The following is a 22,982-nucleotide window of genomic DNA, read 5'->3' on the forward strand; positions in this document are numbered from 1 at the left end:
ATCGGAATGCTCACGCCTCGCCCTCGGCCGCGTCCCGGGTGAGGAACTCGATGGCCACGCGCTCGAACTCGGCCTTGCGCTCGACCTGCACCCAGTGCCCGCACCGGGCGAAGGTGTGCAGTTCGACCTCCGGTAGCCACCGGTTCGCGAAGTGCGCCTGGTCGTACGGGAGCATCCGGTCGTCCCGGCCCCAGAGCATCAGCGTCGGGGTCGTGAAGGTGGACGCGCGGGTCCACAGCGGGGTGTAACTCTTCTGGTTGGCCGGGTTGAACATCGAGGCGAAGATCGCGCCGGTCCGCGCGAGCACGCCGTCGGCGGTGGCGTTGGTCATCCGCTCGTCGACCAGTTCGTCGGTGATCAGGGTCTGATCGAAGACCATGGTCTTGATCCAGCCGATCATCCGCTCCCGGCTGGGCTCTTCGAGGAATTCGAACAACCGCTTGAAGCCCTCGCTGGGCTCGGCCTGGAAGATGCCGACCGACAGTCCGCCCGACCCCATGATGGCGATGCGGCGCACCCGTTCCGGATACAGCGCCGACAGTTCCGCGGCGACCGCACCACCCATGGAGTTGCCGATGATCGACACGGACTCGATGCCCAGCTCATCCATGAACCGGGCGATCAGTCGCGCCGCGGCGATCGGATAGACCTCGGCGAGTTCGGGCAGATCGCTCGCGCCGAAGCCGGGCAGATCCGGCATGATCGTGCGGAACCGCTGCGCGAACACCGGCAGGTTGTGCCGGAAGTTGGACCAGGCGCTGACGCCGGGACCGGAGCCGTGCAGCAACAGCAGCGGCTCGCCGGTGCCCGCCTCGTGATAGTTGAACGTCAGACCGTCGACTTGTGCTGTGGCACGGGTCGATTCGTAGGTGAGCTCGGCCGACGCCGATTCGACCGCGGTCATGCCTTCAAGCCCGCCGACGGCATGGTCTCCAGGAACTTCGCCCCCGGGCCGACGTCGAGCAGGTTGCCGTACCAAGTCTGACCCCACTCCACCGCGGGAAGCTTCCACTCGATCTCCGCGAAGTCCGGATCCATGATGTCGTACCCGCCGGAGTACAGCTCGACGCGGTGGCCCGAGCCCGGGTCGTGGATGTAGAGGTACATCGCCTGGCCGATCCCGTGCTTGCCGGGGCCGTGGCCGAATTCGATGTCCAGATCCTTGATCTCGTCGGTGATCCGCAGGATGTCGCTGTAGTTCTCGATGTTGAACGCGACGTGGTGGAACCGGCCGTTGGTCTCGTCGGGGCTGATGCCGATCGCGATGTCGTGCGATTGGTGCGTCACCGACAGCCACGAGGCCATCACGGTCTGCGGGGCCTGCGGAACCATGACGAATTCGCGGCGCTTGAAGCCCAGCGCCTCGCGCAGCCACCCCTCGGCCTGGTTCACCGTGCTCGGGCTGGTCTGCACGTTGAGGTGGTCCAGGCGGCGCACGCCCCAGCCGCGCCGGCGCGAGCTGTTGGTGGGCAGCTTCGAGCGCAGCTCCGGCGGCGCGAGCGGCTTGTCGATGTCGTAGTACAGCTCGATCGGGTGCTCCCCGCCGGGAATCAGGAAGCGGATCGCGGTGCCGCGACCGGTCTCGTGCCCGGCGGGCAGCTCGACGGTCTCGACCTCGGCGGCGGTCAGCTGCTGGTGGAACAGCTCCACGTCCTCGGGCCGCTTGACCCGGAAGCTGTAGGTGTTGACCTTGGCCTCGGCCTGCTGGGTCAGTACCAGCGAGTGGTGCACCAGTTCCTGATAGCCGCGCAGGTAGGCCACCCCGTCGGACTGGGCGACGACCTCCATGCCGAGCAGGTCGCGGTAGAACCACAGCGAACGCTCCAGGTCGGGCGTGCCGAGGTTGATGCCGCCCGCGTGCGCGATCTGCGGGCCCGGGTTGTAGTCGTGGGAACTGGCCATGCGAGCTCTCCTTCGAATCCGAAATGACGTGCTGGCGGAAAGTCTGGGCACCGGCCGCACCTCGCACGCGAGAGTTTCCACACACCGGGAGCGTCCTTCGCGTATCGCCCGCTCCCCCGGCTCACCGTGGCGGTCCTGCGCTTTCTCCCGCTCAGCGGAAACGCGCCCGCGCCCACACGTCCGTGCCCGCAACACTCGGGAAAATCGGAATATCCGTGACACATGTCACTCGGCGGTCGTATTCCTTTACGCCGCACAGGAACTCGCGAGGAATAGGAGATGGTGATGCCCGCTGCCGAAGAAACCTACGACATCGTGGTCGTCGGGTCCGGAGGGGGTTTGGTCGGCGCCTATGTCGCGGCCTCCCGTGGACTGCGCACCCTCGTCATCGAGAAAACCGACCGTTTCGGCGGGACGACCGCGTATTCCGGTGCGGGCCTGTGGTTTCCGGGCAGCGCGCCGCTGCGGCGCGCCGGTGTCGAGGACGACCCCGAGGCCGCCCGCGCCTATCTGCGCGATATCGTCGCCGACGACTCCAGGCAGGTCCTGCAGGACACCTACCTGGCCACCGCTCCACAACTGATCGACGAGCTCGAACAGAACCCGTTGTTCCAGGAATTCTCCTACGGCCCGGTGCCGGACTATTTCGGTGATCGTCCGGGCGCGACCCCGACGGGCCGCACCATCTTCCCGCCGGACATCACCGCCGCCGAACTCGGCGACCTCGCCCCGCTGATCCGCGACCAGATTCCGGTCGAGCGCCGCGGCCTCACCCCGGACCCGGTACTCACCGGCGGTCGCGCCCTGATCGGCCGGGCGCTGAAAGCGTTCCTGGAGACCGGAAATGGATCGTATCTGCTGGAAACCGCGCTGGAGAACCTCACCGTCGAGAACGACCGGGTGGTCGGCGTGGAGGCGGTGCGCAAGGGTGAGCGGCTGCGCATCCACGCCACCCACGGGGTGATCCTGGCCGCCGGTGGTTTCGAGCGCAATCGTGAACTGCGCGAGAAGTACGGTGTCGCCCCCTACAACGGCAACTGGTCCAACGGCGCTCCGGCCAATACCGGTGACGCGCTGCAAGCGGCGGTCGCGATCGGCGCGGACACCGAGTTGCTCGACGAGGCGTGGTTCGTCCCGGGCCTGATCCAGCCCGACGGGCTTCCGGTCTTCCACACCGGCACCCGCGGCGGCTTCTGGGTGAACAGCGCGGGCGAGCGCTTCATGAACGAGTGCCAGCCGTACGACCGTGCCGGGCACGAGATGCTGCGCCTGCACAAGAGCACCGGCGTTCCGCATATTCCCGCGCACTGGGTGTTCGATCAACGTCAGCTCGACCGCGACAGTTTCGGCGGCGACCCGGCTGCGCCGCCGCGCCCGGAGTGGTTCGCCTCGGGTGCGCTGCGCAAGGCCGAAACGCTCGAGGAGCTGGCCGCGCTGATCTCGGTCCCGATCGAGAACCTGCGCAAGACCGTGCAGGAATACAACGACGCGGCGGACAAGGGCGTCGACGAGAAGTTCCATCGCGGCGAGAGCTCCTGGGACGCAATGCATTCCCAGGTCGTCGGATTCCCCGCGGGCCCGCAGATGAACTACGCCATCGGCCCCAACACCGAGGCGGTGAATCCGGTGCTGCCGCCACTGGACACCCCGCCGTACTACGTCGCGACGGTCGTGCTGTCCGATATCGGGACCAAGGGCGGGTTGAAGACCGATGAGAACTCCCGGGTGCTGCGCCCGGACGGTGCGCCGATCCCGGGGCTGTACGCCTCGGGCAATACGATGGCCGCCATGTCGGGGCGGGTCTATCCCGGTGCGGGCACGCCGATCGGGTCGAGCCTCGTGTTCTCCTATCGCGCGGTGCTGGATATCGCCTCCGCGCGATGAACGCCCGTTCGGCCGTCCGCGACCCCATCGGGTTGCGAACGGCCGAACGGCACTGTGGATCGGAATTCTCTGGGCTCAGAACCATTCGCCGCGTTCACCCATGGCGACCAGACGCCCCAGCGCCTCGCTCAGCGACGGGGCCTGCGGCATATCGCGCAGCACGACCGAGTCCGGGTGCGGACGTGGCCGCTGCCCGTAGTCGCCGCTGAGCTTCTCGGAGATGACATGCGCGGTGTTGACTACCAGCGGAGCCAGCCGCTCCAGCGCCACGCGTGCGTCACCGACCAGCGAGATGCCGCCGATCGGCCCGTCCGGTCCCCGGACCGCGGCGCCGACACACGCGATGGCGTGGTCGCACTCACCGCACTCGAAGGCCAGGCCGTTGCGGGCGCGGATACGATTCAACTCCTGGTGCAGAACACCGATGTCGCCGATACTCCGCACCGTGCGCCTGGTGAGGCCCTGCTCGTATCGAGCGTCGACCTCTTCCGGAGACAACCACGCCAACATGGCCTTGCCGACCGCGGTGCAGTGCGCGGGAGCTCGCCCACCCACCATCGAGGGCACCCGCATCGCGGCCTTACCACCGACCTTGTCGAGGTAATAGACCTCGCCGCCATCCAGTACGGCCAGATGCGCCACCAGTTCGGTGCGCATCGCGAGGGCGTGTAACAGGGGGAATGCCGCGGTGCGCAAGGCACTGTGCCCGACCTCCCGGCCGCCCAACCCCAGCGCCCGCGGGCCCAGAGCGTATTCGCGGCCGTTGCGGTCCAACCAGCCCAACCGGACGAGTTTTTCCAGGATGCGATGGGTGGTCGAACGCGGTAGGTTGGTGCGGCTGGCGACGTCTTCGAGCGTCAGACGTGTCTGCGGCCCGCCGAATGTATCCATGATCAGTGTCATTCGATCCACCATCGAGGGTGGCAATTCGTGCCGATCGTCGTCGACGACGGCATTGTCGGTCAACACTGAGGCCATCATCGGCCTCCTTCTCCAGAGCGTGAACTTCAGCCGCGAGTGTAGCTAAAGAGGACCCTCAATTGTGTCGGTTTCGGAAAATTTGCCACCAGTACTGTGAAGTCGGACGTTTTTCCGATGAATCGCCGTCTCAGGCATATCCGCGACACCGTCTGCCATCGACATGGGAACTTGCCGACCGCCATCCGGATGGATGACATAGCACCCTTCGAGACGGCGAACCACGATGCCATGCCAGAAGTTAGCCACATCGCCGCACCGGCGAGCAGCCGAGCATGATCCGGCGTGGAGCCGACTACGTGCACTGCGGTTGAGGCTACCGAATTTGCAGTCGGCACCCGCCTGGACGGTCGATCGCCGCCGCCCGGTCACCGGTCGGCCCGGACACCGACACACAGACGACGAACTCCGCCAAGAGAGCGAATCCCTTGGCGGAGCCGAAAATACAATCCTCGGGCGACCGGACGCTACGCCGTCAACGGCTCGCCGAGTCCCTCGTCATCGGCCGCCTTCGCCGCCGCGAAGCGTACCTGCTCGATCCGGCGCGGAATCAGCAGTGCGGCACCGACGCCGATCGCCGCCGCAATCGCACCGATCAGGAACGCCGTGCGGAAACCGCTGTTGGTGTACAGCACCGCGCCGTGCGTCACCGCCGCCGGAATCGCCGCGCGGAACGAATTGTTCAGCACGGTGAACACGACGAGCGGCAGCACCGAGGAGATGATGCTCTGCGTCACGTTGACGACGCTGGCGGTGGTGGCCTGCAGTTGCGACGGAACCGCCTCGATCAACAGGTTCGGCACCGCCGCATAACCGACGCCGGTACCGACCCCGGCCGCGGTCATGAACACGATCAGCAGCGCCTTGTTGTCGTGCATCGCCGCCATCAGCAGGAACGACACCGAGAAGATCAACAGACCGGCGGCCAGAACCAGACGGGGCCGGGCCTTGCGGCTGATCAGCAGACCGGCCACCAGGCCGGCGACCACACTCGCGGCACAACTCGGCGACTGGAACATCGATACGGCCTTGGCACTGAGGCCGAAGCCGTATCCGAGTCCGAGTGCGGCGGGCGTCATGACCATCACCGGCAACACGATGGTGACCGTCGCACTGCAGCCGTAGCAGAAACCCGCTCCGATGGCGGTCAGGAATACCGGCCGACGCCGCAGGACGGTCAGATTCACCAGCGGCGCGGAAACGATCGCGGCCGAACCCAGCCACCCCAACAGCAGGACGATGCCGCCGATCAGGTAAATGAGCGTGATGCCGTTGGTCCACCCCCAGGTCGCGCCGAAGCTGATCGCGATCAGGACACCGGCCAGGCCCGCGCCCAACAGAACCGCACCCAGGATGTCGACTCGCGACCGCAGTCGGACCGGCGTCTCGGGGGTACTCAGCAAGATCAGGGCACCGAATATCACCAGACCGATCGTCAGGAACCAGAACACGCCCCGGAAGCCGTAAGCGTCGACGAGCCAGCCGCTCAGGAACGGCGCGACGGTCGCGATCAGGCCCAGCCCGCTGGTACAGACGCTGACCGCCAGCGCAACCGTCCTGCGCGGGAAGATATCCCGGATCAGCGAATAGCTCAGGAATGTGCACACGCCCAGGAAGCCCGTCAGGGCGCGGCCGAGAATCATCACCGCGTAGGTGGGCGCGATCGCGGAGATGAGTGAGCCCAGCACGGAGACGACCACGCAGCCCAGCAGAATCTTGCGCTTGCCGTACATGTCGGCCAACTTGCCCAGAATCGGGCTGGTGACGGCGGTGACCAACGTGAACGCGGTGAGCAGCCAGGCGCCCTGCGTCGTGTGGTAGTGCGCCACGACCGATGGAACCGCCAAGGCGACCATGCTGTAGCTGACCGCGAGGAGTTCCAGCAGCAACATCATCGAGACCAGGGACAGGATCAGCCGCGGTGACCAGCCTCTGGTGTCATCGGGCGATTCGTCTTCTTTGACGAGAGTATCCATCGTCGGGTCCTTTCGGGTATCGACCGTCCCGACCGCCGCGCAGCGAGACGTAACGCACATCACAGCCTGCCTGCGGCGGTCGCCTCGCCGCTCCTTCCGCTGAGCGGAAATCCGTGGGCTCGACCAGGGACTCGGACGCGCGGAGCAGCGAGCGGCAGGCGGTTTCCGTTGAGCGGGACGACCGCGCGCCCTCGGCCCGATCGCGCATGAGCGAGCGAATATCTTGCGGCTCAGGCGTTTACCGACCCCCGGCGCTCGCCGCTCGCGAACCGGTATCGCCTGCTGAGACCTGCCGCGAACGCGCGCGGACTCCGTCGAGCGATCCGGACCGCGGCAGCGTCCGGATTCGGCCCGTCCGTTCGAATTTCGCCTCGGTTGCCAATTTTCCGCTGAGCGGACACTCTGGTCCGGTAGGCGCGATCGAGCTCGGTATGGTCCAGAATTGAGTGCACTGCATCGAGGAAGCCGCATGCCCGACGTCGAGGCCGTCCCGTGGTCGTCGGCCCGGAGTACGTCTTCTCCGAGCGCGCATACCGGCTGATCGGCTGCGTGAACGCCGATAGAGGGCAAGGAGCATGGAGTGGTAGAGACAGTTTCGGCCTACATCGATGGACGCCGGGTACTCACCTCGGACACCTACGACAACATCGATCCGTCGACGGGACAGTCGCTGGGCCAGGTGGTCAGGTCCGGAGCCGACGAGGTCGATCGAGCGGTCCGCGCGGCCCGCGCCGCCCAGAAATCCTGGCGGCTGACTTCGCCGGAGACCCGCGCCAAGCTCCTGACCCGGCTGGCCGATCTGATCGAGCGCGACGCGGAATCGCTGGCCCTGCTGGAGAGCGAGGATGCCGGTAAACCGCTGGGGCAGGCGCGAATCGACGCGACGGTGGCCGCCCGCTACTTCCGCTTCTACGGTCACGCGATCGATTCCTACTACGGAATCACCATTCCGCTCAGCCCCGATCTGCACGCCTACACCCGCCGCGAACCCTACGGCGTGACCGGCCACATCGTGGCCTGGAACTATCCGATGCAGCTGTTCTCCCGCGCGGTGGCCGCGGCGATCGCCACCGGTAACTGCAGTGTGGTCAAGCCCGCGGACGAGACTCCGCGCACCGCGGTCGCCATCGCCGAGCTGGCGATCGAGGCCGGATTCCCCGCGGGTGTGCTCAACGTCGTGCCGGGTATCGGCGCGGAGACCGGCGCCGCGCTGAGCGCTCACGACGGTGTCGACCACATCGGATTCGTCGGCTCCACGCAGATCGGCTCGGTGATCGCGCATGCGGCCGCCGAACGCATCGTGCCCGCGGTTCTCGAGCTCGGCGGTAAATCCGCCCAGATCGTGTTCCCCGACGCCGATCTGGAGACCACGGCCACCTTCGTGGCCAAGGCGATCCTGCAGAACGCCGGGCAGACCTGTTCTGCGGGTTCGCGTCTGCTGGTGCACACCAGCGTCCACGACCAGCTGGTCGAGTTGGTGGCGCAGCGGTTCGCCGCGGTGAGCATCGGCCCCGGCAAGGCGGACAAGGATCTCGGGCCTCTGGTCTCGCTCAAACAGCAGGGCCGGGTCAAGGCGTTCCTGACCAACCTGACCAAGGGCGAAGTGCTGCTCGGCGGCTCGATCCCCGACGATCCGCCCCTCGCCGGTGGCGCATATTTCTCCCCGACCCTGGTCGACGGCGTCGATCCGCAGGCCGATATCGCCCAGCAGGAGATCTTCGGACCGGTGCTGGTGTGCAACACCTTCGACACCGAGGAGGAGGCGCTCGCGCTGGCCAACGGCACCGAATACGCACTGCTGGGCGCGATCTGGACCAAGGATCTTTCGCGGGCACACCGATTGGCCGCCGATATCCAGGCTGGTCAGGTGTACATCAACACCTACGGCGCGGGCGGCGGAGTGGAGCTGCCGTTCGGCGGATTCAAGAAGTCCGGTTACGGGCGCGAGAAGGGCTACGAGGCGCTCGACGCGTTCACCGAGACCAAGACCGTGATCGTCAAACTCTGACAGCCGACTCGGACAGGAAAGTCGAAGGACCACCTATGCCCACCGATGGCACACACCGCGAACTGTACGAGGCCGGATTGCAGGTTCGCCGCGAGGTCGTCGGCGAGGAGTACGTCACCCGCGCTCTCGAAGGCGCCAGCGAATTCTCCTCGCCCATGCAGGATCTCGTCACCGAATACTGCTGGGGAGCGATCTGGACCCGCCCCGGCCTCGACCGTCGCACCCGGTCGCTGATCAATCTGGCGACGCTCACCGCGCTGAACCGGCCCAAGGAGTTCGCCACCCACGTGCGCGGCGCGGTGACCAACGGGGCGACGCACGAGGAAATCCGTGAGGTCCTGTTGCAGACCGCGGTCTACGTCGGTGTCCCCGCCGCCATCGAAGCCTTCCGTATCGCCGATGAAATTCTCACGGAGAACACTGATGCCTGAAGCAAATAGCGGACATATCGCCTTCGTCGGCCTCGGCAACATGGGCGCGCACATGTCGCGTCGACTGGTCGAATCCGGTTACCAGGTAGTGGGTTTCGACCTACAGGAGGCCGCCGGCCGGGCATTGACCGAGGCCGGGGGCACCGTGGCCGCGTCCGCGGCGCAAGCCGTGGCCGGAGCGGGCATCGTCATCCTGATGCTGCCCAATTCCACGGCGGTGGAGGCCGTGCTCGGCGATGCCGAGGTGCTCGGCGGGCTCGGTAGCGGCACGATCATCGTCGATATGGGGTCCTCCGAACCCACCTCGACCCGCCGCCTCGCCGTGGCGCTGGCCGAACGCGGCGTCACGCTGGTCGACGGACCGGTGTCCGGCGGGGTCAGCGGGGCTGCCGCGGGCACCCTGACGATCATGGCGGGCGGCGCCGAAGACGTTGTCGCACAGGTGAGTTCAACCTTGGCCACGCTGGGCACCTGGCTGCGGGTGGGCGACACCGGCGCCGGGCACGCCCTCAAATCGATCAACAACCTGCTCGCCGCGGTGCAACTGTTGGCCACCGCCGAGGGCGTCGCCATCGGCCGCAGCTTCGGCCTCGATCCCGAGGTCATGATCGCGACCATCAACGCGGCGAGCGGGCGCAGTTCGGCGAGCGAGATAAAGTTCCCGCGCTTCGTCCTTCCGGAGACCTATGACTCGGGTTTCGCACTTCGTCTGATGCTCAAAGATATTCGCATCGCCACGGGCCTGGCCGCAGAACTCGGAATCGGCGCGGCACTCGGCGATCGGGCGGTGCAGGTCTGGTCGCAGGCCGCCACCGACCTCGGACCGGCCGCGGATCAGACCGAGATCGCGCACTGGGCCCTGACCGGAACCCGAGCCGACGAAATCGTGAGGCACCCCTAGCCGAGACATCCGCTCCACCACGTCGCGCAGCCGCCGCAATGAACGGTTCCGGAACATCCGGTCACAGTCGATCCGGTCATGATCGGGTCGAGAGCCACACTGCCCACCGCGCATGTGCGTCGGCCCCGCCGTCTCGGCAAGGCCGACGCACGTGTGCGCTAGGCGATCCGGGCGGGCCGCTCGAGTCCGAGGTTCTCGCGCAATGTCTTGCCCTGGTACTCGGAGCGGAAGATTCCCCGCTTGCGCAGTTCCGGCACGGCCAGCCGGACGAAGTCCTCGAACGCACCGGGCAGATGGGTGGCCGCGATGACGAATCCGTCGCACGAACGGGTTTCGAACCAGTCCTGCATCTGTTCGGCCACCTGCGCGCCGGTGCCGACGAAGCGCGGCCCCTGCAACAGCGTCGCACGGTGTTTCGCCAGAGTTCGCAGGGTCAGCTTGCCCTCGACGTGCTTCTTGACGCCCTGGACAAGACCCCGGATACCCGAGACCGAGTCGATCAGCTCGTCCGTCACCTCATCGTCGAGCGAATGACCGGAGAAGTCGTAGTTGGTCACCTCCGACAGCAGCGCCAGCGAGGCTCGCGGATCCACGAGCTGATCGAGGAAGATCTCCTCCTTCTCCTTCGCGATGGATTCCGTCTCGCCGACGATGGTGTAGACCATCGGCAGAATCCGCACGGCGTCCGCGTCGCGGCCCGATGCGGTGATCAACTGCTTCTGATCGTTGTAGTGGTCCACGGCGATCTCGCGGGTCGGATCCCCGGTGAAGATGAGGTCGGCCCATTTGGCGGCGAACTGACGACCGCGCCCGGACTGTCCGGCCTGGATGATCGGCAGGCGGCCCTGCGGCGGACGCGGAACGGTCAGCGGGCCCTGCACATTGAAGTATCTCCCGTGATGATCGAGTTCGTGCACCCGGTCCGGGTCCGCGAAGATTCCCGCTTCACGGTCACCCACGATCGCGTCGTCCTCCCACGAATCCCACAGTCTCGCAACGACTTCGATGAACTCCTCGGCGCGGTCGTACCGCTCGTCGTGCGCCAGGTGCTGCTCTACGCCGAAGTTGCGCGCCTCGGCATCGTTCACCGAGGTGACGACGTTCCACGCCGCGCGGCCGCCGCTGAGATGATCGAGCGTCGCGAACGAGCGAGCCACGTGGAACGGCGGGTAGTACGTGGTCGAATACGTCGCGCCGAGGCCCAGATGCGTCGTCGCGGCGGCGGCCGCGCCCAACACCGCGGTGAGATCGAGCTTGATCGGGCGGGCGCCGTAACGCACGGCGTCCGCGGAGGAGCCTCCGTAGATCGACGGCATCGCCAACCGGTCGTCGAAGAACATCAGATCGAAAGTGCCCTCTTCGAGCACCCGCGCAACGCGCTGGTAGTAGCGCAGATCGAGGTAGTCCGCCGCCGAACTGGGACACCGCCACGAACCCGAGTAGACGGTCACATTCGATGCCTGCATGAAGGCGACCAGGGTCATCTGGTCGTCGCGTTTCGCCGCCATCAGGGCTCCTTTCGAGGTATCAGCTACTAGCTGACATATCAGATGTTCATTGATATATTGAACTGCGCGTTCACTTTGGTCAAGCGGCTTGGAACTTGCGAAGACCCGGGGGTGGCCGCACCCGGAGCACTCGTCCCGAGCTACCGATCGGTCGCCGATCGACCGAAAGACTTGCGGCCGAGTCCGATTCGAATATCGAAGGATGTGATATATCAGACACTTACTGACACACCGCACTAGGACGATCGCTGAGGAAGGGGACGGGATGGCCGACATGAGGGAGGCATGGCCGGTCGCCGGCGTGCCCGCGCCGGATTCCGGAACTGGAACGATTCGCGAGCGGGTCGCTCGGCTGCTGCGCGAGCGAATCCTCACCGGAGCCCTACCCCCCGGCTCACGCATCGACCTGAACGCGGTAGCCGCGGAGTTCGACACCAGCCGCACACCCGTGCGTGAGGCGTGCCTGGAATTGACCCACGACGGTCTCGTCCGTGTTGCCCCACGCAGCGGAGTGGTGGTGCTGGGTGTGCCGCCGGAGGCGATTCTGGAGAACTTCGCCGTGATGGCCGCGCTGGCCGGAGTCGCCGCGGGCTGGGCGGCCGACCGCATCACTCCGGATGAATTGCGGCGAGTGCGTGAGCTCAAGGTCGAGGTTGCGATCGCCGTGCGGTCCGGCGACGACGTCGCCACGCCGAACTGGATGTTCCATCGCGAAATCAACAAGGCGTGCAAATCGCCCCGCCTGCTCAGCATGCTGGGCATGGCAGGCCGGATGATTCCGGCGGGCTTTCTGGAAGCCTTCCCGGAACACAGTCCGTGCAGTCTGGAGGAGCACGACGCCCTGGTGCGCGCGCTCGCCGATCATGATGGCGCCGCGGCGCGCGAGATCACCGAAAAACACCTCGCAAGCGCGGCTCAACTACTCAGCAGCCGGGTCTCGGCGCTGACCGACGAACAGTGAACGGCATCTGCGATGACCGCACTGGGTGACCAAGGAGTGTAGGAAAATGGCCGACTCGCTGACAGCGGCATTGGCGGCGCTGGCCCGCGGCGAAATGATCGTCGTAGCCGACGATCGCGATCGTGAGAACGAAGGCGATCTCGTCATGGCTGCCGGTCGGATGACGACCGAGCAGATGGCCTTCTATCTGCGTTACGGCAGTGGCATCGTCTGTGTCCCGATGTCGGACGAGCGAGCCGATGCGCTCGAGCTCGAGCCGATGATCATGCACAACACCGATTCGCACGGGACGGCCTTCACGGTCAGTACCGATCATTCGGCTACGGGGACCGGCATTTCGGCCGCCGACCGCGTCAAGACGGTTCAGGCACTTGCCGACCCCCGCACAGCGCCACGAGAACTGCGTCGGCCGGGGCACGTGTTCCCGTTGCGCGCCAAGGTGGGCGGGGTACTGGCGCGCGCCGGGCATACCGAGGCAACGATCGATCTGCTCGATCTGGCCGGTGAGACACCGGTGGGTGTGATCACCGAACTGGTCGGTGATGACGGAATTCCCTTGCAGGGCAGGCAGATTGTCGAATTCGCGCATTCGCACGGCCTCGTGGCGGTGACCGTCGACGATATCAAGCGGGCTCGCAGACATGATGTCGGTCGGTCCATCACCTGCACCGCGCGGGCGACGCTGCCGCTCGCGGGAGCCCGATTCACGGCCGCGTGCTACACCTCGGCGCTCGACGGCGTGGACCACATGGCGCTCGTCCTCGGGGATATCGCCGCCGCCGATGCCCGCGACGAGGGTGTGCTGGTGCGCGTCCACAGCGAATGCCTCACCGGGGATGTGTTCGGTTCACGCCGCTGCGATTGTGGCGATCAGTTACAGCAGGCGATCGAATTGATCGTGGCCGAAGGCGCGGGGATCATCATCTACCTGCGCGGTCACGAGGGGCGAGGCATCGGCCTGAGCCACAAGCTACAGGCCTACGCCCTGCAAGAGGACGGGTTCGACACGGTCGACGCCAATACCGAACTCGGGCTCCCGGTAGATTCGCGTGAATACGGTGTCGCCGCAGTCGTTCTCGCCGATCTCGGTGTCCGAAATCTGCGGTTGATCACCAACAACCCGCAGAAATACGCCGAGCTGAGCGGGTTCGATCTGCGCCTGTCGGGGCGCGTGCAGACCGAGGTCGTCGTCACGCCCGACAATCTCCGCTATTTGCGCACGAAACGGGACCGTATGGGACATGAACTCGACCTCCGGATGTGGGAGGCCCAGGCGTAACAGGCTCCACAGCTCACGGTCGACACACCGGCTCGCCGGTTCGGCTCGGTCAGCTCAGCGGCCAGTCGTACCGCTTGGCCAGCTCGATCAACTGCGGCGAGAAGGCCGGCGGCTCATCACCGGCGAGCGAGCGCACGAGCGACCGGCCCGCATGCAAAATATGCTGCGCCAGAACGACTTCGGCTCGATCGGCATCGCGCGCCAGCCACGCGTCCAGCAGTGCCGCATGTTCGTCGCTCGAGCGGCTCATCGAGTCGGCCGAATGCCAGTACACGCGCCGATACCGCGTATACCTCTCCCAGTAGCCGCGGAGACCGGCGTATACGGGGTCCGGATCGGCGCCGGGCTTCAATCCGTACAGCGCGAAATGAAATTCCTGATTCACCGCGTTGTATTCCTCGGTCTGGCTCTGCCATCGGGAGCGATCGGCTTGCCAGCGCTCGTGCAGTGTGCGCAGCGCCGCGGATTCCTCGGAAGTGTGGGTCACCGCCGAGACCCGGATCGCCAGCGGCTCGAGCAGTAGACGCATCGTGATGATGTCCTGAACCTCGGCGGGCGAGAAACGGCTCACCTCCACGCCCGAGCGGGGGCGCGTCGTGATCCAGCCCTCCGCGTCGAGCAGACGGAACGCCTCCCGCAGCGGAGTCCTGCTGACGCCGAACGCTTCCGCGTATTCGTCCTGGCGAATACGCGCCCCCGGTTCGAGCTCGCCCGCGATGATCTGCTCGCGCAGGCGGTCCGCGATACGAGTGACCAACGTCCGTGAATCCAGGTTCAAGGAAACCGACATAGCCCACTTCCAGTATTCAATCGACTGAATTCAGGTTATCCGGACCGGATCAAGAGGGTGTGACCGTCTCCAGAGGCGGCGTGCCGTAGGTCAGCTCGGCGATCAGAGAGTCGAGGGCGAGGATCCGCTGCGCGTCTCGCACATGCAGGCTCTCGATCATTCGTCCCTCCACGACGATGACACTCTCCCCCGCCGCCTGCGCGCGCTCGTAGGCCGAGACCACGGTGCGCGCATGGTCCACCTCTTCCGGCGAAGGGCCGAAACCGGCGTTGGCCGGATCGATCTGCGACGGATGAATGACGGTTTTGCCGTCGAACCCCATCTCCCGACCTTGCCGGGCTTCGTCGGCGAAGCCCGCGGCATCGGCGATCGCGTTGAAAACGCCATCCAGAATGACCTTTCCGGCAGACCGGGCTCCCAGCACCGCGAGGGTCAGCGCAGGCAGAATCGGGGTGCGCCCCGGCACATGCCGACCGTGCAGGTCGTTCACCAGATCGTTCGTACCGATCACCAGCACCTCGAGGCGACCGCCGGCCGAAGCGATCTCCTCCGCCCGCAGAAAAGCGCCCGGCGTTTCGACCATCACCCACAATGTCAGATTCTCCGGTGCGCCGAGCGCGTCCAGCGCCGCGGACAATTCGCGGACCTGCCGAGCGGACTCCACCTTCGGCACCAGCACCCCGTCGGCGCCCGAGCGGGCCACCGCGGCCAGGTCGTCCTCATGCCACCGCGTGCTCAGGCCGTTGACCCGCACCACGAGTTCGCGAGGCCGGTGGGCACCCGAGGAGACCACCTCGCAGACCCGCGCCCGAGCGGACTCCTTGGCATCGGGACCGACCGCGTCCTCCAGGTCGAAGATCAGCGCATCCGCCGGCAGGGTTCTCGCCTTCTCCAGCACTCGGGCGTTGTTGCCGGGCAGATACAGGGCCGACCGGCGAGGGCGGGGGGTGGGCACGGATGTCACGGCAGCTTCGCTTTCTGTCGAGATTTGCGGTCGGACGTGGCCGGCGGCGCTCATCGGCGCGGCCTTGACGACATCTACCCGCTATGGATACTGTCGATTGTATCCAAAAACCAGCGTCAGGCAACGTCCGAGCGCCCAGCCTCGCCGCGATCACTGCGCGAGCGCATTGCCATCGGCGAATTCGGCCAGATCCATCGAACGAGAGATTCCAGATGACAAGGACAACCCCCGCCACCACCATCGCTCCCCTGCGCTCGTTGCTCTTCTGCCCCGCAACCTCGCCGCGCCGGGTGCGCAAGATGCTCGAAATCGCGCCTGACGCTGCGGCTCTCGACCTCGAGGACGCCGTCTCCGACGACAACAAGACCGCCGCGCGCGAGCAGGCTCGGGCCGGAATCGCGGATATCGCCGCGATCCGCAGCTATGTGCGCGTGAACCACCCGTCCACCGGGCGCACCCGCGAAGATATCGAGGCCGTCGTGCAGCCCGATCTCGATGGCATCGTGCTGCCGAAGGTCGAGGATGTCGAAACCATTCGCGACGCGGACGAGTGGATCACCGCCGCGGAGCGACTGCACGGCGTCGACCCCGGCAGCACACGACTGCTGGTTCTGATCGAGAGCGCCACCGGAATCGCCGACGCCCGGGAGATCCTGCAGGCCAGCCCCCGGATCGAAACCGCCGTCTTCGGCGCGCACGACTTCATGCTCGATCTCGGCATCGACGGCCTGGATCACTCCGATGGCGCCGAGGAGTTGCTCTACGCGCGATCCGCGCTGGTCATCGCCGCGCGCGCCGCCCGGGTCTCGCCGCCGCTCGACGGACCGTTCATCGCCTTCCAAGAGGACGAGAAATTCGTCGAAATGTGCCGCCAGGCAAGGCGTATGGGCTACCGCGGCAAGATGCTGATCCACCCCAACCAGGTCGCGCTGAGCCACATCGGATTCGCGCCGACCGAGCAGGAGGTTGCCGTCGCGCAGATCATCGTCGAGCAGTTCGCGAGGGCCGAGGCCGAGGGCGCCGCCGCCATCGTCGTCAACGGCCGGTTGGTGGACTACCCCATCGTCGACCGCGCCCGTCGGATCCTCCGGGCCGCCCAGCAGTGAACCGGACATAGAAACGAGGTACCCGACATGACTCGTTCACTCGAAGGAATCCGCGTCATCGACGCGGCTTCTCTTGCAGCCGGCCCCCTGGTGGCGACCTACCTGGGCGAACTCGGGGCCGAAGTCATCAAGATCGAACCACCCGGCACCGGCGACGCCATCCGCAAATGGGGCGCGCAGAAGGACGGTCATGGACTGATGTGGAAGAGCGTCGGGCGCAACAAGCGAACCGCCACGCTCGATATGCGCCAGCCCGCCGGACAGGACCTGCTGCGCAAGCTCGCGGCGACCGCCGACGTCATCATCCTCAATACCCGTCCCTCCACGCTCGAGCGGTGGGGACTGAGTTACGAGACGCTCTCCCAGGACAATCCGGGATTGGTCATGCTGCACATCACCGGCTTCGGCGCCGGTGGACCGTACAGCGATCGCCCCGGATTCGGCACCCTCGGCGAAGCGATGAGCGGCTTCGCCCACACCACCGGCCAGCAGGACGGCCCGCCCACGCTGCCGTCGTTCATGCTCGCCGACGGAGTGGCCGCCCTCACCGGAACCTATGCGGTTCTCGCAGCCCTGCGCCATCGGGACACCCACGACGAGACCGGACAGTTGATCGACCTGAACCTCATCGAACCGCTGGCCCGCTTGATCGAACAGTCCGTCCTCACCTACGACCAGCTCGGCATCGTGCAGACCCGGTTCGGGAACAAGTGGGATATCAGCGCACCGCGAAACACCTACCGCACCAAGGACGATCAGTGGATCGCGATATCCGGCAGCGCCCCCACCATCGCGAAACGCATCTTCCAGGCCATCGGCCGCCCCGACCTGTCGGATCATCCCGATTTCGGTGATCCGCAGCAACGTCTGAAGAACGCCGACGCCGTCGACGCCGCAGTCGCCGAATGGGTCGCCGAACGCAGCCTCGACGAAGCGATGAGCGTTTTCGAACGAGAAGAAGTCGCCGCCGCCCCGGTGTACGACGCACCGAGGCTCCTCGCCGATCCACACCTACAAGCGCGCAATACCTATGCGACCGTTCAGGATTCGGATCTCGGCCCGATGCGGCTACAAGCACCCGTACCACGCCTGAGCAAGACTCCCGCGGCCATCGACCACACCGGACGCGCGCTCGGCGAGGACAACGACTTCGTCTACCGGGATGTTCTGGGACTGGACGAGCAGGAGATCGAACAACTCCACCGCGACAACATCATCTGACACGAACCGGTCGGCTCGGCCGATCGGGCACAGCCGACGCCGCCTCCTTCAGGCAGTCGACCCGGGCCTGACGGCGACATCACGTCAAGAGTCAGGCTCAGGCTCGGTGTCCTCCCGAGAGTCCCGATCACCGTGCAGGCCAGCACTTTTCGCATCCTCTCCAGCATGCACGCGCCTGCCTCGGACAGCTCACGCCCGTCGTCGCCCGCTGGCCCGACGAGCCACCGGCCGGCGCTGCGCCTCGCGGGCATACCGACGCTCCTGTGTGGCGAGTTCGAGCTCGGCCGGCTCCTCACGATCGAGGAAGGTGAAGGCCGACGCGCTGGCGAAGCTGCTGCCCTCGCTGGATTCGGGCATGGTGCCGTGCTCCCAGCGGGTGGGGATTCCGGCGGCGCTCGGCGAGCCGAGTGGGCTGGGCGGGCAGTATCGCGCCGAGTAGTCCAGCGCGAACGTCGGTGGCCGCGCGAGGTCCGACATCAGGGCCATCGCATATGCTCGATAGCCCGGCCCGGAGAATGCCGGTTCGACTGGTCGTTCTGTTATGGAAGGCGTTCCAGATGGTGGAAGTCCGTCGTCGACGAGCCGTGTCGCTCACCGATGAGATCGCGTCCACGCTTCGGGAGCGAATCTATTCCCAGCACTATCCGCCGGGCACCTGGCTCCGGCAGGAGCAGCTCTCGGAGGAGTTACAAGTCAGCCGGACCCCGCTGCGCGAAGCGTTCCGTTCGCTGGAACGCGACGGCCTGGTGCACGTCGTCGCAGGTCAAGGTGCCCGAGTCGTGAGCGGTGATATCGAGACCCTCATCGCGGCTTATGAACTGCGAGCCGTCGTCGATGGACTCGCGGCACGGCTGGCCAGCGCCGCCCCGACCACTCGAAGCGTCGGTGCGCTGCGCACCCTCATCGAGCAGCAGCAGGACATCATCGAGCACTGGGATCCGCGCACCTACACGGAGCTCAACGTCGCCTTCCACGAACAGATCATGTACATGTCGGGGAACGACTTCGTAATAGGCCAGATGGCGATCCTGCGATTGACCGCCCAGGTGTTCGCCCGTCCCCACGAACTGATGGGGCTCGACGCCGCCATGCGTGCCGTCCATGAGCACGATGAGATCGCCGGGGCGATCGCCGCAGGGGCAGGTGAAGAAGCGGAGCGGCTCGCCCGCCTGCACATTCAGCACACCATCGCCGACTTCCGGGCGCGGTATCCCTCGCGGCCGGACTCATCGGGGCCTCACCGCTGAAACGACTTCTCCGCGGCCAGGACGAGCGCCGTGACGGTGGCGTTGATCGGCGCCTGCGCGCCTACCTTCGCCGCTTCGCGCGGTATCGAACCGTTGATGACGTCGATCTCGGAGCGTCGCCCGGCAAGGTGATCGAGCAGCAGTGACGGGCGGGCATCCCGGATCCCGGACCCGATCTTGCGCACGTGCTCGACCGGATCGCCCACCTGTAGGTCGATACCGCGAGCGGCAGCGACGGCCGCGGCTTCGGCAGCGCAGCCGCCGGCCACCGACCAGAGGTCCGGATCGTCGATAACCTCGCCGATAGTGCGCCCGCTGAGCGCGCAGGTCGCCGAGAAGGCGACGTTCACCAGCAGCTTCTCCCAGATCATGCGGTTCAGATCGGCGAACAGCGAAACAGTGAACCCGGATGACCGCCAGACCTCGGCCGAGGAGTCCAGACGATCTTCCTGCAGCCCCGCGTACGCACCGAAACGCACGATCGCCATGCCGTTGTGGTGCACGTGCCCCGGCTCGACCAGGGAGGCGCCGAATCCCCCGACCACCCCGACCGCGAGCCGGTCGGCGCCGACGATCGGGGCGACCCGATCAGCCGATCCGAGACCGTTCTGAATCGTCTGGACGACAGTGTGCTCACCGCACAGCGTGAGGGCCGCCCTGGCTGCCGCCTCCACATCACCGCCCTTGGACGCGATGATCACGAGATCACAGACCCCCATCCCATCGGTGGAGGTCGAGGCGTGCAGCCTGACCGTGCGGTCGCCGCTGTAGCCACTGAGCCGTAATCCTTTCTCCTGCATCGCCGCAACATGATCGGCCCACAGCGTGACCGCGTAAACCTCGTGGCCGGCGTCGGCCATGAGCGCGGCGTACACCGACCCCATGGCTCCTGCGCCGATGATCGCTACTCGTGACATGGGACGTCCTCCGGGCTTCCTTCGTCGATTCGGTGATTCACGCGAGCCCCATCGCGACCAGACGCCCAGCCCCGAGAGACGCGGCGCCGACGACGCGCACCCCTCTCAGCGCAGAGCTCTCCGCTCCGTTCGGTGACATCGGTTACCTCTTTCGATCGCCATCGGAAGGACATCAAGCACTTCCCAGCGATCTATGAAGAATGGATACAATCGACGATGATGCAATCCACTTGCGTCATTGTCAAGCATTCACCCACCGCTCGGAGAGCAAAACACCTGGTGGTCGACCATATTGACTGGGCCGCGAAGAAACGAACCGACAGGCCATCGAGCTGTCAGTCCAGTCGATCAATGCAAGCTGGTCATACCAGCTTGTTCGATGTCGGATCAAGGTCGAACCTCGTGCCGACACCGCCTTTCCGAGGAGACGATGGGAAAGGACGGACATCATGGACGGCCGGACAAATACGTTGCACCGGCGAAAACTCCGACGCGCGATCGGTGCACCGTGCAGTCCGCGAGGTTGAACGCATCCACGGACGAGCTCGGCGCACGGGTTCCCGGCAAGGCTGATCCCGAACGGTCAGTTCGCCCCGTGATCGTCCGACGACTCGGAAACCCGTCCGCCTGCGGTACCGCCGCACTGCCGGACCAGCTCCGCCAAGACTGCACGATCCGCATCGCCGACGTAGTCGCCGTAGTACTCGTAGAGGCTTTCACGGACCAACCTGGACGCCCGCGCACCGTCCCGGGCCGCAATCGCGTCGAACACCGCGCGATGATGGCGAAGGGTGTGGAGCATCTGAGCGTTCCCGTCGGCGGCGTTTATGATCGGCTGCTGGATCAGTTTGACAACGGACTCGCGGGTGAGGTTGCCGTAGAGCCGCACAAGTTTATTTCCCCCCGCCCGGGCGACGAGTTCGTGGAACTCCAGGTCGACCAGGCTGAACTCGGAGCGGCCCAGCGGTATCGACTCCCGCATGCGGGCCATATTGCGTTCCATGGCCACGAGTTGGTCGTCCGTGCGACGTAGCGCGGCGAGCAAGCACGCCGACGAGTCGACGATCATCCGGAGTTCCACCAGCTCTGCGACGTCGAGGTAGCCGTAGGTGGTCAGCAGCCCGACCGAGCGACGGACCGGTTCCAACGACGGGGGCAGGACGACAGGCCCTCGAGGGTCGCGCGGCCGGGAGCGGATGATCTCCATATGCTCGAGGATGCGCAGTCCCTCTCGGACCGAGGCACGACCGATCCCGAACTTCTCCCCGAGCTCCCGTTCACTGGGAAGCCGGTCACCAGGCTTGATCTCGCCGCTGGCGATACCCCGTTCGACGTACTCGACCACCCGCTGAAAGACCCGGCGGTCCGGAGTCACGACCTCGATCGTCACTTCACCTCCACGAGACCGGCTTGCGCGAGCCACAGCCGACCGGACGCGACGGTGCCGATCGACGTCTTCATCCTAGATGAGTCGCTGCTCGCCGATGCAGACCCGATTCAGCGACCAGCGCGAAGGGCGAGGAGCGCTGCCCGGACCATACATACACACAGGTACGCAAACTTTCGTGACACTTGTCTCGTTCGAACGCGGCGATGGTGGCCCGCGCACCACAGCGTGCCGGAGCCAATCCTCGTTCGGCCCCACATCCACAGATGACCGTGGCCGAAGCGCCGCAAGATACAGGATACTTAATTTCACCGCCAGAAGATCTGTGACGCTCGATATTAGGGCAAACTCTCGAACTCCCAGGTGGATTGAGTGTCATCTATACGGTAGGCGCACGGTGACAGTCAGTCCGCGCGCCACAGTACCGCCGGTTCTCGGATACAAGCAGTCGAAGCGCGTCCAACACGATCAGGCCGGCGGAAGCCGGCCGTCACCAGGTGGCAACTGGAAATCCAACGGCGCCGCGACCGGCCGTGACCCGAAAACCACTGAGCGGAAAGATCTCTTGCCCCAGCGCCACGGTCGTGGTCGGCTCGAACATGCCGTCCACCACCGAAAGGGAACCGTCTTCATGCCCCTTCAGCGACTGAACCATGCAGTCTTGTTCGTCTCCGATGTCGAGCGATCGGCCGCGTTCTACGGAGAGGTTCTCGGGTTCCGGCGGATCGGCGGCATGCCTGGTGCGGTATTTCTGCAGGCGGAAGGGTCGGCCAATGATCACGACCTAGGGCTGTTCCAGTCTCCCGAACCGGCCACCGCGCATCGCACCGGACGGGTGGGCCTGTACCACCTGGCGTGGGAGGTGGACACGTTGCGAGAGATGGGCCGGATCAGAGATGCGCTGCAGGCCGCCGGGGCGCTGACCGGAGCCTCTGATCACGCGTGTACGAAAGCACTGTACGGAGCCGACCCCGACGGAATCGAATTCGAGGTGACCTGGCTGGTGCCGGACTCGGCGGTCGAACAGGAGTTGCGGGACATGACCGCGCCGAGCAGCCCGCTCGATCTCGCCGCGCAGATCGCCCGCTACGGTGCGGACACGACCGGCGGGCCGCGAACCGATTTCGGGATCTGGCAGCGCTATCTCGCAGGCCAGCAGCTCAACTGATGCAGGCCGGCATAGCCAGCATGCTCTGTTCAGCGCGCGAGTTCGGGTGAGCGGCAAAGCGTTCCACGCAGGACAGACCGCGCCAAGCCGTCTTCGACCTCCCAGCGCGCGCAGATCCGCCCTGGTGCGGGGTGTCGGCGACGCCGACGGTGATCAGCGCGACGGCGTGGGTGCCCTCGGCGGTGAAGCTGTGGTAGCCGCAGCGGCCGACGTAGCTCACCGGTCGCGGCTGTCAGGGATCGCGCGGCCGTTCGGTCTGGAGAGTATCGGCCCTTCGAACAAGGAGTCACCGGTCCCGACGGACGAGAGTTGCGGATGGCATGCGCGACCGCCAACCCCGCCGGCACGTATGCC

General features: G+C 66.1%; 22 protein-coding genes. 10 read left to right on the forward strand and 12 right to left on the reverse strand.

What is annotated here, in order from left to right; translation table 11 throughout:
• Positions 1-10 precede the first annotated feature (10 nt).
• Together ON40_RS20915 and ON40_RS20920 are read right to left on the reverse strand one after the other, a co-directional pair.
• Positions 11-904, reverse strand: a complete 894-nt coding sequence (locus ON40_RS20915; RefSeq protein WP_040825327.1) for an alpha/beta fold hydrolase — start codon at positions 902-904, stop codon at positions 11-13.
• Positions 901-1,902: a VOC family protein gene (locus ON40_RS20920; RefSeq protein ID WP_040825328.1), complete on the reverse strand. Its 1,002-nt coding sequence runs from the start codon at positions 1,900-1,902 to the stop codon at positions 901-903. Before ON40_RS20920 ends, ON40_RS20915 begins: the two co-directional genes overlap by 4 nt.
• A 285-nt stretch (positions 1,903-2,187) precedes the next feature.
• Between ON40_RS20920 and ON40_RS20925 the strand changes: the two genes are divergently transcribed.
• Positions 2,188-3,786: an FAD-dependent oxidoreductase gene (locus ON40_RS20925; RefSeq protein ID WP_040825897.1), complete on the forward strand. Its 1,599-nt coding sequence runs from the start codon at positions 2,188-2,190 to the stop codon at positions 3,784-3,786.
• 75 nt (positions 3,787-3,861) lie between these two features.
• Here ON40_RS20925 and ON40_RS20930 read toward each other — a convergent pair whose 3' ends face one another.
• Together ON40_RS20930 and ON40_RS20935 are read right to left on the reverse strand one after the other, a co-directional pair.
• Positions 3,862-4,764, reverse strand: a complete 903-nt coding sequence (locus ON40_RS20930) for an IclR family transcriptional regulator (protein WP_040825329.1) — start codon at positions 4,762-4,764, stop codon at positions 3,862-3,864.
• Between the two features lie 467 nt (positions 4,765-5,231).
• Positions 5,232-6,740, reverse strand: a complete 1,509-nt coding sequence (locus ON40_RS20935) for an MFS transporter (protein WP_040825330.1) — start codon at positions 6,738-6,740, stop codon at positions 5,232-5,234.
• 580 nt (positions 6,741-7,320) lie between these two features.
• On the opposite strand from ON40_RS20935, the gene ON40_RS20940 reads away from it, so the two are divergent.
• Genes ON40_RS20940 through ON40_RS20950 form a run of 3 tightly spaced genes read left to right on the forward strand, consistent with a single transcriptional unit; the run spans position 7,321 to position 10,080 of the window.
• Complete coding sequence (locus tag ON40_RS20940) at positions 7,321-8,748, forward strand: aldehyde dehydrogenase family protein (RefSeq protein ID WP_040825331.1); 1,428 nt, start codon at positions 7,321-7,323, stop codon at positions 8,746-8,748.
• Positions 8,749-8,783: 35 nt separating this feature from the next.
• A complete protein-coding gene (locus tag ON40_RS20945) occupies positions 8,784-9,179 on the forward strand; it encodes a carboxymuconolactone decarboxylase family protein (RefSeq protein WP_040825333.1) in 396 nt (131 codons plus the stop codon).
• Entirely contained in the window at positions 9,172-10,080 is a 909-nt protein-coding gene (locus ON40_RS20950) for an NAD(P)-dependent oxidoreductase (RefSeq protein WP_051193365.1), read from the forward strand. Before ON40_RS20945 ends, ON40_RS20950 begins: the two co-directional genes overlap by 8 nt.
• A gap of 158 nt (positions 10,081-10,238) precedes the next feature.
• Here the strand turns inward: ON40_RS20950 and ON40_RS20955 are convergent, their stop codons facing one another.
• The gene (locus tag ON40_RS20955; RefSeq protein ID WP_040825334.1) at positions 10,239-11,588 is read right to left on the reverse strand and encodes an LLM class flavin-dependent oxidoreductase; all 1,350 of its coding nucleotides are present in this window, start codon (positions 11,586-11,588) and stop codon (positions 10,239-10,241) included.
• 265 nt (positions 11,589-11,853) lie between these two features.
• On the opposite strand from ON40_RS20955, the gene ON40_RS20960 reads away from it, so the two are divergent.
• Positions 11,854-12,549 carry a GntR family transcriptional regulator gene (locus ON40_RS20960; protein ID WP_083895807.1) on the forward strand — a complete coding sequence of 232 codons (696 nt, stop codon included), beginning with the start codon at positions 11,854-11,856 and terminating at the stop codon, positions 12,547-12,549.
• Positions 12,550-12,595: 46 nt separating this feature from the next.
• On the forward strand, positions 12,596-13,828 hold the full coding sequence (locus ON40_RS20965; protein WP_040825336.1) for a bifunctional 3,4-dihydroxy-2-butanone-4-phosphate synthase/GTP cyclohydrolase II: 1,233 nt from the start codon (positions 12,596-12,598) through the stop codon (positions 13,826-13,828).
• Positions 13,829-13,877: 49 nt separating this feature from the next.
• On the opposite strand, the gene ON40_RS48255 is transcribed toward ON40_RS20965, so the two are convergent.
• On the reverse strand, positions 13,878-14,618 hold the full coding sequence (locus ON40_RS48255; protein WP_051193366.1) for a GntR family transcriptional regulator: 741 nt from the start codon (positions 14,616-14,618) through the stop codon (positions 13,878-13,880).
• 49 nt (positions 14,619-14,667) lie between these two features.
• Positions 14,668-15,573: an HpcH/HpaI aldolase/citrate lyase family protein gene (locus ON40_RS20975; protein ID WP_051193424.1), complete on the reverse strand. Its 906-nt coding sequence runs from the start codon at positions 15,571-15,573 to the stop codon at positions 14,668-14,670.
• A 221-nt stretch (positions 15,574-15,794) separates the two neighbouring features.
• Here ON40_RS20975 and ON40_RS20980 point away from each other — a divergent pair, with 221 nt between their 5' ends.
• Both ON40_RS20980 and ON40_RS20985 read left to right on the forward strand, forming a co-directional pair.
• The gene (locus tag ON40_RS20980; protein ID WP_040825337.1) at positions 15,795-16,688 is read left to right on the forward strand and encodes an HpcH/HpaI aldolase/citrate lyase family protein; all 894 of its coding nucleotides are present in this window, start codon (positions 15,795-15,797) and stop codon (positions 16,686-16,688) included.
• Positions 16,689-16,715: 27 nt separating this feature from the next.
• On the forward strand, positions 16,716-17,909 hold the full coding sequence (locus ON40_RS20985; RefSeq protein WP_040825338.1) for a CaiB/BaiF CoA transferase family protein: 1,194 nt from the start codon (positions 16,716-16,718) through the stop codon (positions 17,907-17,909).
• A 189-nt stretch (positions 17,910-18,098) separates the two neighbouring features.
• Here ON40_RS20985 and ON40_RS20990 read toward each other — a convergent pair whose 3' ends face one another.
• Complete coding sequence (locus tag ON40_RS20990; RefSeq protein WP_040825340.1) at positions 18,099-18,395, reverse strand: hypothetical protein; 297 nt, start codon at positions 18,393-18,395, stop codon at positions 18,099-18,101.
• 71 nt (positions 18,396-18,466) lie between these two features.
• Here ON40_RS20990 and ON40_RS20995 point away from each other — a divergent pair, with 71 nt between their 5' ends.
• Complete coding sequence (locus tag ON40_RS20995) at positions 18,467-19,156, forward strand: GntR family transcriptional regulator (RefSeq protein ID WP_040825906.1); 690 nt, start codon at positions 18,467-18,469, stop codon at positions 19,154-19,156.
• On the opposite strand, the gene ON40_RS21000 is transcribed toward ON40_RS20995, so the two are convergent.
• The 3 genes from ON40_RS21000 to ON40_RS53275 all read right to left on the reverse strand — a co-directional run bounded on the left by ON40_RS21000 (position 19,147) and on the right by ON40_RS53275 (position 22,115).
• Positions 19,147-20,073 (reverse strand): ketopantoate reductase family protein, encoded by a 927-nt coding sequence (locus ON40_RS21000; protein ID WP_083895810.1) that lies wholly within the window; start codon positions 20,071-20,073, stop codon positions 19,147-19,149. The two genes, ON40_RS20995 and ON40_RS21000, sit on opposite strands and share 10 nt — an antisense overlap.
• 583 nt (positions 20,074-20,656) lie before the next feature.
• On the reverse strand, positions 20,657-21,463 hold the full coding sequence (locus tag ON40_RS21005) for a FadR/GntR family transcriptional regulator (RefSeq protein WP_051193367.1): 807 nt from the start codon (positions 21,461-21,463) through the stop codon (positions 20,657-20,659).
• Between the two features lie 487 nt (positions 21,464-21,950).
• A complete protein-coding gene (locus tag ON40_RS53275) occupies positions 21,951-22,115 on the reverse strand; it encodes a hypothetical protein (RefSeq protein WP_169541890.1) in 165 nt (54 codons plus the stop codon).
• Here ON40_RS53275 and ON40_RS21010 point away from each other — a divergent pair.
• Positions 22,092-22,628 (forward strand): VOC family protein, encoded by a 537-nt coding sequence (locus ON40_RS21010; RefSeq protein WP_040825344.1) that lies wholly within the window; start codon positions 22,092-22,094, stop codon positions 22,626-22,628. The genes ON40_RS53275 and ON40_RS21010 overlap by 24 nt on opposite strands.
• On the opposite strand, the gene ON40_RS21015 is transcribed toward ON40_RS21010, so the two are convergent.
• Complete coding sequence (locus tag ON40_RS21015; protein ID WP_040825345.1) at positions 22,621-22,848, reverse strand: hypothetical protein; 228 nt, start codon at positions 22,846-22,848, stop codon at positions 22,621-22,623. The genes ON40_RS21010 and ON40_RS21015 overlap by 8 nt on opposite strands.
• Positions 22,849-22,982 lie beyond the last annotated feature (134 nt).

The sequence above is a fragment of the Nocardia jiangxiensis NBRC 101359 genome, assembly GCF_000308615.1.
GTDB classification, from domain to species: Bacteria; Actinomycetota; Actinomycetes; order Mycobacteriales; family Mycobacteriaceae; genus Nocardia; species Nocardia jiangxiensis.